The organism is Pseudomonas sp. NDM, assembly GCF_003105095.1.
In the GTDB taxonomy this organism is placed as follows: domain Bacteria; phylum Pseudomonadota; class Gammaproteobacteria; order Pseudomonadales; family Pseudomonadaceae; genus Aquipseudomonas; species Aquipseudomonas moraviensis_A.
In genome coordinates this window covers 1-12466 of sequence record NZ_QETJ01000147.1, presented here as the reverse complement: position 1 = coordinate 12466, position 12466 = coordinate 1, and the positions used below count along the sequence as shown (strand labels likewise).

The 12466-nt window shown below is 60.9% G+C and carries 8 protein-coding genes; 7 read left to right on the top strand and 1 reads right to left on the bottom strand.

Features of this window, described 5'->3' with window-relative positions; translation table 11 throughout:
* The first annotated feature begins 152 nt into the window (after positions 1 to 152).
* From DCO47_RS21780 to prpD, 6 genes are all read left to right on the top strand, one after another.
* Complete coding sequence (locus DCO47_RS21780; protein WP_172667900.1) at positions 153 to 875, top strand: GntR family transcriptional regulator; 723 nt, start codon at positions 153 to 155, stop codon at positions 873 to 875.
* Positions 872 to 1762: a methylisocitrate lyase gene (prpB, locus tag DCO47_RS21775; RefSeq protein ID WP_042608455.1), complete on the top strand. Its 891-nt coding sequence runs from the start codon at positions 872 to 874 to the stop codon at positions 1760 to 1762. Before DCO47_RS21780 ends, prpB begins: the two co-directional genes overlap by 4 nt.
* A 146-nt stretch (positions 1763 to 1908) precedes the next feature.
* Positions 1909 to 3036 carry a 2-methylcitrate synthase gene (prpC, locus tag DCO47_RS21770; RefSeq protein ID WP_064362869.1) on the top strand — a complete coding sequence of 376 codons (1128 nt, stop codon included), beginning with the start codon at positions 1909 to 1911 and terminating at the stop codon, positions 3034 to 3036.
* A 204-nt stretch (positions 3037 to 3240) separates the two neighbouring features.
* Positions 3241 to 5835 carry a Fe/S-dependent 2-methylisocitrate dehydratase AcnD gene (gene acnD / locus DCO47_RS21765; protein ID WP_116658898.1) on the top strand — a complete coding sequence of 865 codons (2595 nt, stop codon included), beginning with the start codon at positions 3241 to 3243 and terminating at the stop codon, positions 5833 to 5835.
* A gap of 55 nt (positions 5836 to 5890) precedes the next feature.
* Positions 5891 to 7081 carry a 2-methylaconitate cis-trans isomerase PrpF gene (gene prpF, locus DCO47_RS21760; RefSeq protein WP_042608452.1) on the top strand — a complete coding sequence of 397 codons (1191 nt, stop codon included), beginning with the start codon at positions 5891 to 5893 and terminating at the stop codon, positions 7079 to 7081.
* Between the two features lie 372 nt (positions 7082 to 7453).
* Complete coding sequence (gene prpD / locus DCO47_RS21755) at positions 7454 to 8938, top strand: 2-methylcitrate dehydratase (protein WP_116658897.1); 1485 nt, start codon at positions 7454 to 7456, stop codon at positions 8936 to 8938.
* A gap of 62 nt (positions 8939 to 9000) precedes the next feature.
* On the opposite strand, the gene DCO47_RS21750 is transcribed toward prpD, so the two are convergent.
* On the bottom strand, positions 9001 to 9819 hold the full coding sequence (locus DCO47_RS21750) for a pyruvate, water dikinase regulatory protein (protein WP_016773826.1): 819 nt from the start codon (positions 9817 to 9819) through the stop codon (positions 9001 to 9003).
* Positions 9820 to 9993: 174 nt separating this feature from the next.
* Between DCO47_RS21750 and ppsA the strand changes: the two genes are divergently transcribed.
* The gene (gene ppsA, locus DCO47_RS21745; protein WP_042608450.1) at positions 9994 to 12369 is read left to right on the top strand and encodes a phosphoenolpyruvate synthase; all 2376 of its coding nucleotides are present in this window, start codon (positions 9994 to 9996) and stop codon (positions 12367 to 12369) included.
* The last annotated feature ends 97 nt before the right edge of the window (positions 12370 to 12466 follow it).

Below are 12466 nucleotides of genomic sequence, written 5' to 3'. Positions count from 1 at the left end.
AAAGGGGTGGCCTGCATTCTGTAGGAGCTGCCGAAGGCTGCGATCTTTTTAGGTTATTAGACGATTGTCGACAATACTTATTTATCCTTTGACTGATCACGCGGGATTGGCTAGTTTTTGCCGCATTGGATTTAAAGGTGTCGACAATCATGCTGGATCAACTCGATCCCCCGGTCATCAGCGGCGACGATTCCGAGACGCTCTCGGAAAACGTTTTCCGGCGCATCCAGGCCGCTATCGTCAAAGGCGAAATCGCCCCGGGCAGCAAGATTTCCGAGCCGGAGCTGGCGCGCACCTATGGAATCAGCCGGGGGCCGTTGCGTGAGGCAATCCACCGTCTGGAAGGCCAGCGCCTGCTGGTGCGTGTGCCGCACGTGGGGGCGCGGGTGGTCTCACTCAGCCATGCCGAATTGATCGAACTCTACGAAATCCGCGAATCCCTCGAAGGCATGGCCTGCCGCCTCGCTGCCGAGCGCATGAGCGTCGCGGAAATCGACGAGTTGCGCCGGGTTCTGGAAACCCACGAGCGCGATGCGGCGTTCCAGGCCGGCGTCGGTTATTACCAGCAGGAAGGCGATTTCGACTTTCATTACCGGATCATCCAGGGCAGCGGCAATCGCACGCTGACGCAGATGCTCTGCGGCGAGCTGTATCAACTGGTGCGCATGTACCGCATCCAGTTTTCCACCACGCCGAACCGCCCGCACCAGGCCTTCGCCGAACACCACCGCATTCTCGATGCCATCGCCGACCGTGACGGCGAGCTCGCGGAACTGTTGATGCGCCGCCACATCGGCGCCTCGAAACGCAACATCGCCCGTCACTACGAAGACGGCGCCCACAACCAGACAGCCACTGAACGAGGTGACTCATGAGTTCCAACCTGAACACGCCGGGCCAGCGCTTCCGCGATGCGGTCGCCAGCGAGCATCCTTTGCAAGTGGTCGGCGCGATCAACGCCAACCACGCGCTGCTGGCCAAACGCGCCGGTTTCAAGGCGATCTATCTGTCTGGTGGCGGTGTGGCCGCGGGATCTCTTGGCGTGCCGGACCTGGGCATCACCGGGCTGGATGATGTTCTGACCGACGTACGGCGGATCACCGATGTCTGCGACCTGCCGCTGCTGGTGGACGTGGATACCGGCTTCGGTTCATCGGCGTTCAACGTGGCTCGAACGGTCAAGTCGATGATCAAGTTCGGCGCGGCGGCGATTCACATTGAGGATCAGGTCGGCGCCAAGCGTTGCGGCCATCGCCCCAATAAAGAAATTGTCAGCCAGCAGGAAATGGTCGATCGCATCAAGGCGGCAGTCGATGCGCGCACCGACGACAGCTTCGTGATCATGGCGCGTACCGATGCGCTGGCGGTGGAAGGGCTGGAGTCGGCGCTTGATCGCGCGGCCGCATGCATTGAGGCCGGCGCTGACATGATTTTCCCGGAAGCCATCACCGAACTGGACATGTACAAGCTGTTCGCCAACCGCGTGAAAGCGCCGATCCTCGCCAACATCACCGAGTTCGGTGCGACCCCGCTGTACACCACCGAGCAACTGGCCGGCGCCGATGTTTCCCTGGTGCTGTACCCGCTGTCGGCGTTCCGCGCGATGAACAAGGCCGCGGAAAATGTCTACACCGCGATCCGCCGCGATGGCACGCAACAGAATGTCATCGACACCATGCAGACTCGCATGGAGCTCTACGATCGTATCGATTACCACACGTTCGAGCAGAAGCTCGATGCGTTGTTTGCTGCGAAAAAATGATTGAAAGATCAAAAGATCGCAGCCTCGTTTCACTCGACAGCTCCTACAGGAACGCGGTCGATGTAGGAGCTGCCGAAGGCTGCGATCTTTTGCGAACAACACCGTAATTGCAGATTCCCTAACAAATTCAAAAATTGGAGATAGCAATGGCCGAAGCAAAAGTACTCAGTGGCGCCGGGCTCCGGGGCCAGGTCGCCGGGCAAACCGCACTGTCCACCGTGGGCCAGGCCGGTGCCGGGTTGACCTACCGCGGCTACGACGTGCGTGAACTGGCCGCCGACGCGCAATTTGAAGAAGTCGCCTATCTGCTGCTGTACGGCGAGCTGCCGACAAAAGCGCAACTGGCCGACTACCAGAGCAAGCTGAGCAAGCTGCGCGATCTGCCGCAAGCGCTTAAAGAAGTGCTTGAACGCATTCCCGCCGACGCGCATCCGATGGATGTGATGCGCACCGGTTGCTCGTTCCTCGGCAACATCGAGCCAGAGAAAGACTTCTCCGAGCAGCGCGACAAGACCGACCGTCTGCTCGCCGCGTTCCCGGCGATCATGTGCTACTGGTATCGCTTCAGCCACGACGGCAAACGCATCGATTGCGTCAGCGACGAGCCGACCATTGGCGGCCACTTCCTGCATTTGCTGCACGACAGGAAACCGAGCGAACTGCACGTCAAAGTCATGAACGTGTCGCTGATCCTCTACGCCGAGCACGAATTCAACGCCTCGACGTTCACCGCGCGCGTTTGCGCCTCGACGTTGTCGGATCTGTACTCGTGCGTCACGGCGGCCATCGGTTCGCTGCGTGGCCCGTTGCACGGCGGCGCCAACGAAGCGGCGATGGAAATGATCGAGCGCTTCTCGTCGCCGGAAGAGGCGATCAAGGGCACCCTCGGCATGCTCGAGCGCAAAGACAAGATCATGGGCTTCGGCCACGCGATCTATAAGGACAGCGATCCGCGCAACGAGGTGATCAAGGGCTGGGCGAAAAAACTCGCCGACGAGGTCGGTGACAAGGTGTTGTTCGCGGTATCGGAAGCCATCGACAAGACCATGTGGGAGCAGAAGAAACTGTTCCCCAACGCCGATTTCTACCATGCCTCGGCGTACCACTTCATGGGCATTCCGACCAAGCTGTTCACGCCGATCTTCGTCTGCTCGCGCCTGACCGGCTGGGCCGCGCACGTATTCGAACAACGCGCCAACAACCGCATCATCCGCCCAAGCGCCGAGTACACCGGCGTCGAACAGCGCAAGTTCGTGCCAATCGAACGTCGCTGACTGGTGAGCTGACCCGATCCTTGAAACCACCGCAAATCCCTGTAGGAGTGAGCCTGCTCGCGATGACGGACTGACATTCAATATTGATGTCGACTGATCTACCGCTATCGCGAGCAGGCTCACTCCTACAGGGGGACGGTGTGGATCTCAAGGTTGATGTCAGACCCCACCCTTTGAAACTACCGTGACCCGAGTCCTGACCCGATGAACACAGAATTCCGCAAAAACCTTCCCGGCACGCCGCTGGATTACTTCGACACCCGCGCGGCGGTCGAGGCGATTGCGCCTGGCAGCTACGACGCCCTGCCGTACACCTCCCGCGTGCTCGCGGAAAACCTCGTGCGTCGCTGCGACCCGGCCACGCTCACCGATTCCCTCAAGCAACTGATCGAGCGCAAGCGCGATCTGGATTTCCCGTGGTTTCCGGCGCGGGTGGTTTGCCATGACATCCTCGGCCAGACCGCACTGGTCGATCTTGCCGGCCTGCGTGACGCCATCGCTCTGCAGGGTGGTGATCCGGCGCAGGTCAACCCGGTGGTGCCGACGCAATTGATCGTCGACCACTCGCTGGCCGTCGAGGCGGGCGGTTTCGATGCCCAGGCCTTCGAGAAGAACCGCGCCATCGAAGACCGTCGCAACGAAGACCGTTTCCACTTCATCAACTGGACCAAAAAGGCCTTCAAGAACGTTGATGTGATCCCGCCGGGCAACGGCATCATGCACCAGATCAACCTGGAGAAAATGTCGCCGGTGATTCAGGTGCGCGAAGGCGTGGCGTTCCCCGACACGTGCGTCGGTACTGACAGCCACACCCCGCACGTCGATGCGCTGGGTGTGATCGCCATCGGTGTCGGCGGCCTCGAAGCCGAGAGCGTGATGCTCGGCCGCGCTTCGTGGATGCGTTTGCCGGAAAGTGTCGGCGTCGAACTGACCGGCAAGCTGCAACCGGGCATCACCGCCACCGACATGGTCCTGGCCCTGACCGAGTACCTGCGCAAGCAGAAAGTCGTCGGCGCCTGGCTGGAATTCTTCGGCGAAGGCGCGGCGGCGCTGACCCTCGGCGACCGCGCGACCATCTCCAACATGGCCCCGGAATACGGCGCCACGGCGGCGATGTTCTACATCGACCAGCAGACCATCGATTACCTGAAACTGACCGGTCGTGAAGATCAGCAAGTGCAGTTGGTCGAGCAATACGCCAAATTGACCGGGCTGTGGGCCGACAGTCTCAAAGGCGCGCAATACGAGCGTGGTCTGACCTTCGATTTGTCCTCGGTAGTGCGCAACATGGCCGGCCCGAGCAATCCGCACGCCCGCGTTGCGGTCTCGGATCTGGCCGCCAAAGGCATCTCCGGCCAGTGGGATGATGTGCCTGGGCAAATGCCCGACGGCGCGGTGATCATCGCCGCCATCACCAGTTGCACCAACACCAGCAACCCGCGCAACGTCATCGCCGCTGGCCTCTTGGCGCGCAACGCCAACAAGCTCGGGCTGACGCGCAAGCCGTGGGTCAAATCCTCGCTGGCGCCGGGTTCGAAAACCGTAGCGCTGTACCTCGACGAAGCGGGGCTGACCACCGAACTGGAGCAGCTCGGCTTCGGCGTTGTCGCGTTTGCCTGCACCACCTGCAATGGCATGTCTGGCGCCCTCGATCCGCTGATCCAGCAAGAGATCATCGACCGCGATCTGTATGCGACCGCCGTGCTGTCCGGCAACCGCAATTTCGACGGGCGCATTCACCCGTACGCCAAACAGGCGTTTCTCGCCTCGCCGCCGCTGGTGGTTGCTTACGCGATCGCCGGGACCATCCGTTTCGATATCGAGAAGGATGTGCTTGGCGTGGTCGATGGTCGGGAAATTCGACTCAAGGACATCTGGCCGAGCGACGAAGAAATCGATGCGGTGGTGAAGTCGTCGGTCAAGCCTGAGCAGTTCCGTCAGGTCTACATCCCGATGTTCGCCGTGCATGAAGACACCGGGCCGAAAGTCGCGCCGCTGTACGACTGGCGCGAAATGAGCACCTACATCCGCCGTCCGCCGTACTGGGAAGGCGCACTGGCCGGCGCCCGCCCTTTGAAAGGCATGCGCCCGCTGGCGGTGCTGCCGGACAACATCACCACCGATCACCTGTCGCCATCCAACGCGATCATGCTCGACAGCGCTGCCGGCGAATACCTGGCGAAAATGGGCTTGTCGGAGGAGGACTTCAACTCCTACGCCACCCACCGTGGTGACCACTTGACGGCCCAGCGTGCGACGTTCGCCAACCCGAAACTGTTCAACGAAATGGTCGTGGAAAACGGCAAGGTCAAGCAGGGTTCGCTGGCCCGCGTCGAGCCGGAAGGCCAGGTCATGCGCATGTGGGAAGCCATCGAAACCTACATGGAACGCAAGCAGCCACTGATCATCATCGCCGGCGCCGATTACGGTCAGGGTTCGTCCCGCGACTGGGCGGCGAAGGGCGTACGTCTGGCCGGTGTCGAGGCGATTGCCGCCGAAGGGTTCGAGCGTATTCACCGCACCAACCTGGTGGGCATGGGCGTGTTGCCGCTGGAATTCAAACCCGGCACCAACCGCCACACCCTGGCCATTGATGGCAGCGAAACCTATGACGTGATCGGTGCGCGCAAACCGCGCGCGGACCTGACGCTGGTGATTCATCGCAAGAACGGCGAACGCGTGGAAGTGCCGGTGACCTGCCGTCTCGATACCGCTGAAGAAGTGTCGATCTACGAGGCGGGCGGCGTGTTGCAGCGCTTCGCTCAGGACTTCCTCGAAGGATCGGCGGTAGCCGTTTAAACAGGTTCAGCGGCCAATGGGTGATCAGTCCCTTGGCCGCTTCAAAGGAGCAATCATGGCTCACGCACCACAGATCAAAATCCCTGCCACCTATATGCGCGGCGGCACCAGCAAAGGCGTGTTTTTCAGCCTCACTGATCTGCCCGAAGCCGCGCAGGTGCCCGGCCCGGCCCGCGATGCGTTGCTGCTGCGGGTGATCGGCAGCCCCGACCCGTACGACAAGCAGATCGACGGCATGGGCGGCGCGACGTCCAGTACCAGCAAAACCGTAATTCTGTCGAAGAGCACCCGCGCCGATCACGATGTCGATTACCTGTTTGGCCAAGTGTCCATCGACAAACCGTTCGTGGACTGGAGCGGCAACTGCGGCAACCTCTCGGCCGCGGTCGGCTCGTTCGCCATCAGCAACGGTCTGGTCGACGCCAGCCGCATTCCGCACAACGGCGTGGCGGTGGTGCGCGTGTGGCAGGCCAACATCGGCAAGACCATCATCGCCCACGTGCCGATCACCAACGGCGAAGTGCAGGAAACCGGTGATTTCGAACTCGACGGCGTGACCTTTCCGGCGGCGGAAGTGCAGGTCGAATTCATGGATCCGGCGGCAGAGGAAGAGGGCGGCGGTGGCTCGATGTTCCCCACCGGCAATCTCGTCGATGAGCTTGAGGTCCCGGGTGTCGGCACGTTCAAGGCGACCATGATCAATGCCGGGATCCCGACGATTTTCGTCAACGCCGAAGACATCGGCTACACCGGCACCGAGCTGCAAGGTGCGATCAACGGCGATCCGAAAGCGTTGCTGATGTTCGAGACGATTCGTGCCTACGGTGCGTTGCGCATGGGCCTGATTTCCAATCTGGAAGAGGCAGCGAAACGGCAGCACACGCCGAAAGTCGCGTTTGTCGCCAAGCCTGCGGATTACGTGGCGTCGAGCGGTAAAGCGATTGCCGCGGGTGATGTGGATCTGCTGGTACGCGCGTTGTCGATGGGCAAACTGCACCACGCAATGATGGGCACGGCCGCGGTGGCGATCGGCACAGCGGCGGCGATTTCCGGCACGTTGGTCAATCTTGCTGCGGGTGGGATTGAACGCACTGCCGTGCGTTTCGGCCATCCGTCGGGAACGCTGCGTGTGGGCGCTGAGGCGACGCTGGAAAACGGCGAGTGGGTGGTGAAGAAGGCCATCATGAGCCGCAGTGCCCGGGTGCTCATGGAAGGTTACGTCCGCGTGCCTGCTGACTCGTTCTGACTCGACATTTTACCCTCACCCCAGCCCTCTCCCGGAGGGAGAGGTGGCCGACCGAGGTGTCTTGCGTGGTACATCGACCTGAAAGACCGAGGCGATTGTGGATTCAGCAGGGAATCGGCGATCTGGGGCGAGGAAGAAGTATCTGCTGTGATTCGTCGACCACGCAGGTTGGCGATTATGGATTCAGCGATGGACTTTCAGGCCGGTGAACCTCCACAGCATCCCCCAATCGGTCCCCTCTCCCTCGGGAGAGGGCTAGGGTGAGGGGCTACCCTCTGACACAACACATAGAAACCAGATATCACCAACCATAAACCAGCCAAGCCCTTGAGGAAGACCCAACCACTCATTTCCCCGAACAGGAGAACCACCATGAGCGCCAACGTCGACCTGAACAACCGCCCCGACTACGACCGTGTCCTGCAGGACATCGCCGATTACGTCCTCACCTTCAAGCCCGAATCCGCCGAAGCGCTGAACACCGCGCGCAACTGCCTGATCGACACGCTGGGCTGCGGTCTGCTGGCTCTGCGTTTTCCCGAATGCACCAAGCATCTTGGACCCATTGTCGAGGGCACGATTGTGCCGTTCGGTGCGCGAGTGCCCGGCACCAGTTACCGGCTCGACCCGGTCAAAGCCGCGTGGGACATCGGCTGCATCGTCCGCTGGCTCGATTACAACGACACTTGGCTCGCCGCCGAATGGGGCCATCCGTCCGACAACCTCGGTGCCATCCTCGCCGTGGCCGATCACCTGTCGCAGCAACGCATCGCCAACGGTGAAGCACCACTGACCCTTCGCGATGTGCTGGAAGCGATGATCATGGCCCACGAGATTCAAGGCGTGATCGCCCTGGAAAACTCTTTCAACCGTGTAGGACTCGATCACGTCATTCTGGTGAAAGTCGCTTCAACCGCCGTCAGCGCCAGACTGATGGGAGCCAATCGCGAGCAGCTGTTGGCGGCGCTGTCCCATGCCTTCGCCGACGGTCAGGCGCTGCGCACCTATCGGCATGCGCCCAACGCCGGCTCGCGGAAATCCTGGGCGGCGGGGGATGCGGCGAGTCGCGGTGTAAGGCTGGCCGACATCGCCATGCGCGGCGAGATGGGCATTCCCGGGGTGCTGAGCGCGAAGCAATGGGGCTTTTATGACGTATCGTTCAGCCACACCAACAACGATCTGGCGCTCAAGTCCGAAGAGAAGCGCGCTTTCAGCTTTTCCCGGCCGTTCGGCAGTTACGTGATGGAAAACGTGCTGTTCAAGATCAGCTTCCCCGCCGAGTTCCATGCGCAGACCGCCTGCGAGGCGGCGGTGACCTTGCATCCGCAGGTGCGCAATCGCCTGCACGAGATCGACCGCATCGTCATCACCACTCACGAATCGGCGATCCGCATCATTTCCAAGGTCGGCCCGCTGGCCAACGCTGCCGACCGCGATCATTGTCTGCAATACATGACCGCCGTGCCGCTGGCATTTGGCAACCTGGTGGCCGAGCACTACGAAGACGACTTCCACAAGGCGCACCCGATCATTGATGTGTTGCGCGAGAAAATGGTCATCGTCGAAGAACCACGGTTCACCCGCGAATACCTCGAAGCCGACAAACGCTCGATTGCCAATGCCGTGCAGGTGTTTTTCAAGGACGGCAGCAGCACCGAAAACGTGCTGGTGGAATACCCGATCGGCCATCGCCGCCGTCGCGCCGAAGGCATTCCGTTGCTGGAGGACAAGTTCAAGACCAACCTCGCCACGCGTTTCGCTGGCCAGCGCTGCGCTGAGATTTTTGCGCTGTGCGAGGATCAGGCGCGGCTTGAGGCCACGCCGGTGAATCGATTCATCGACCTGTTTGTGCTCTGACAGATCGCGTTATCGTTCATCGCGAGCCTGCTCGCGAAGGCGCCAGATCAGGCGACGCCGGACTACTTGAACCGCCGCTCAACCCCTTTCTCCACGAGAATCTTCGCCGAAATCTCTTCCACGGAAAAATGCGTGGAATTGATGTGCGGGATGTTCTCGCGGCGGAACAGGTTTTCCACTTCGCGCACTTCGAATTCGCACTGGGCGTAGCTCGAATAGCGGCTGTTGGGCTTGCGCTCGTTGCGGATCGCGGTGAGGCGATCAGGGTCGATGGTCAGCCCGAACAGCTTGTGCTGGTGGGCGCGCAGGGCGGTTGGCAGGGTCAGGCGCTCCATGTCGTCTTCGGTCAGCGGATAGTTGGCCGCGCGGATGCCGAACTGCATGGCCATGTACAGACACGTCGGGGTTTTGCCGCATCGCGACACGCCCACTAGTATCAGATCGGCTTTGTCGTAATAGTGGGTGCGCGCGCCGTCATCGTTGTCGAGGGCGAAGTTCACCGCCTCGATGCGCTCCATGTAATTGGAGTTGTGCCCGATGGAGTGGGACTTGCCCACGGTGTAGGAAGAGTGCTCGGTGAGCTCCTGTTCGAGCGGCGCGAGGAAGGTCGAGAAAATGTCGATCATGAAACCATTGGACGTTGCGAGAATCTCACGAATGTCCTGATTGACGATGGTGTCGAAGATGATCGGCCGAAAGCCGTCGGTTTCAGCGGCTTTGTTGATTTGTTGTACCATGGCCCGCGCTTTTTCCACGCTGTCGATGTAGGGCCGCGTGAACTTGCTGAAGGTAATGTTTTCGAACTGCGCCAAGAGGCTTTGACCCAGGGTTTCGGCGGTAATGCCGGTGCCATCGGAGATGAAGAAAGCAGATCGTTTCATTTGCACCTTGGGCCTTAGACTAATGAGCATTCTTGGATATGATAGGCGCGATTTGCCGGCCGCCATTGGCCCGCATTCTCACTTATTTTCCAGGTCCAGGCCATACAACCGGCCAAGGCTCCCCCGGGCCGCCGGTTTCTGAGCTTTTCCAACACAGTTAGTGGAGAGATCACCTTGGTAGAGTACGTAGTTTCCCTCGATAAGCTCGGCAAACACGATGTTGAGCATGTGGGGGGCAAGAACGCATCCCTGGGCGAGATGATCAGTAACCTGGCAGGCGCCGGTGTTTCGGTCCCCGGCGGCTTCGCCACGACGGCTCAGGCCTATCGTGACTTCCTCGAACTGAGCGGCCTGAACGAGCAGATCCACAAGGCCCTCGACGCGCTCGACGTCGACGACGTCAATGCCCTGGCCAAGACCGGCGCACAGATCCGCCAATGGATCATGGACGCCGAGTTCCCGGAAAAACTCAACACCGAGATCCGCACCGCGTTCGCCGCGCTGTCGGCCGGCAACCCTGACGTGGCCGTGGCCGTGCGTTCTTCCGCCACCGCCGAAGACCTGCCGGACGCTTCCTTCGCCGGTCAGCAGGAAACCTTCCTGAACATCCGTGGTGTGGAAAACGTTATCCGCGCCGCCAAAGAGGTGTTCGCCTCGCTGTTCAACGACCGTGCGATTTCCTACCGCGTGCACCAGGGCTTCGACCATAAACTGGTCGCGCTGTCAGCTGGCGTGCAGCGCATGGTACGTTCGGAAACCGGCACCGCCGGCGTAATGTTCACCCTCGATACCGAATCGGGTTTCCGTGACGTGGTGTTCATCACCGGCGCCTACGGCCTGGGCGAAACCGTCGTACAAGGCGCGGTCAACCCGGATGAATTCTATGTGCACAAGGGCACGCTGGAGGCCGGTCGTCCGGCCATCCTGCGGCGCAACCTGGGCAGCAAAGCCATCAAGATGATCTACGGCGACGAGGCCAAGGCCGGTCGTTCGGTCAAGACCGTCGACGTCGACAAGGCCGAACGCGCGCGTTTCTGCCTGACCGACGCCGAAGTCAGCGAGCTGGCCAAACAGGCGATGATCATCGAGAAGCACTACGGCTGCCCGATGGACATCGAGTGGGCCAAGGACGGTGACGACGGCAAGCTGTACATCGTCCAGGCGCGTCCGGAAACCGTGAAAAGCCGCACCCAGGCCAACGTCATGGAACGTTACCTGCTGAAAGAAACCGGCACTGTGCTGGTGGAAGGTCGCGCGATCGGTCAGCGCATCGGCGCCGGCAAAGTGCGGATCATCAAAGACGTTTCCGAGATGGACAAGGTCCAGCCGGGCGACGTGCTGGTCTCCGACATGACCGACCCGGACTGGGAACCGGTGATGAAGCGCGCCAGCGCCATCGTGACCAACCGTGGCGGGCGTACCTGCCACGCGGCGATCATCGCTCGCGAGTTGGGCATTCCGGCGGTGGTCGGTTGCGGCAACGCCACTCAACTGCTGAAGGATGGCCAGGGCGTCACCGTGTCCTGCGCCGAAGGCGATACCGGTTACATCTTCGAAGGCGAGTTGGGCTTCGACATCAAGAAGAACTCCGTCGATGCCATGCCGGAGCTGCCGTTCAAGATCATGATGAACGTCGGCAACCCGGATCGCGCTTTCGACTTCGCGCAGTTGCCGAACGCCGGCGTCGGTCTGGCGCGTCTGGAATTCATCATCAACCGCATGATCGGCGTGCACCCGAAAGCGCTGTTGAACTACGACGGCCTGCCGCAGGACATCAAGGACAGCGTCGACAAGCGCATCGCCGGTTACAGCGACCCGGTCGACTTCTATGTCGACAAACTGGTGGAAGGCATCAGCACCCTGGCTGCTGCGTTCACGCCGAAAAAAGTCATCGTGCGCTTGTCGGACTTCAAGTCCAACGAATACGCCAACCTGATCGGCGGCAAGCTCTACGAGCCGGAAGAAGAAAACCCGATGCTCGGCTTCCGTGGCGCTTCGCGTTACATCAGCGAATCGTTTCGCGACTGCTTCGAACTTGAATGCCGCGCGCTGAAGCGTGTGCGCAACGAGATGGGCCTGACCAACGTGGAAATCATGGTGCCGTTCGTCCGGACTCTCGGCGAAGCCAGCCAGGTGGTCGATCTGCTCGCCGAAAACGGCTTGAAGCGCGGCGAAAACGGTCTGCGCGTGATCATGATGTGCGAACTGCCATCCAACGCGATTCTGGCCGAGGAATTCCTCGAATTCTTCGACGGTTTCTCGATCGGCTCCAACGACCTGACCCAACTGACGCTGGGTCTGGACCGCGACTCGGGGATCATCGCCCACTTGTTCGACGAGCGTAATCCGGCGGTGAAGAAGCTGTTGGCCAACGCCATTCAGGCGTGCAACAAGGCCGGCAAGTACATCGGCATCTGCGGTCAGGGTCCTTCCGACCATCCGGATCTGGCCAAGTGGCTGATGGAGCAGGGCATCGAAAGCGTGTCGCTGAACCCGGACACCGTGCTGGAAACCTGGTTCTTCCTCGCCGAAGGTCAGGCGCAGGCTTGATCAACATGTGAACGGGCCGCGTCCCCTGTAGGAGTGAGCCTGCTCGCGATAGCGTCATGACAGTCAGCAGTGATTCGAATGACACCGCCATCGCGAG

Bases quoted from the DNA above. Each gene is read 5' to 3' on its own strand.
- prpC (WP_064362869.1), top strand. From the start codon at position 1,909: ATGGCCGAAGCAAAAGTACTCAGTGGCGCCGGGCTCCGGGGCCAGGTC.
- prpB (WP_042608455.1), top strand. From the start codon at position 872: ATGAGTTCCAACCTGAACACGCCGGGCCAGCGCTTCCGCGATGCGGTC.
- prpF (WP_042608452.1), top strand. From the start codon at position 5,891: ATGGCTCACGCACCACAGATCAAAATCCCTGCCACCTATATGCGCGGC.
- prpD (WP_116658897.1), top strand. From the start codon at position 7,454: ATGAGCGCCAACGTCGACCTGAACAACCGCCCCGACTACGACCGTGTC.
- acnD (WP_116658898.1), top strand. From the start codon at position 3,241: ATGAACACAGAATTCCGCAAAAACCTTCCCGGCACGCCGCTGGATTAC.
- DCO47_RS21750 (WP_016773826.1), bottom strand. From the start codon at position 9,819: ATGAAACGATCTGCTTTCTTCATCTCCGATGGCACCGGCATTACCGCC.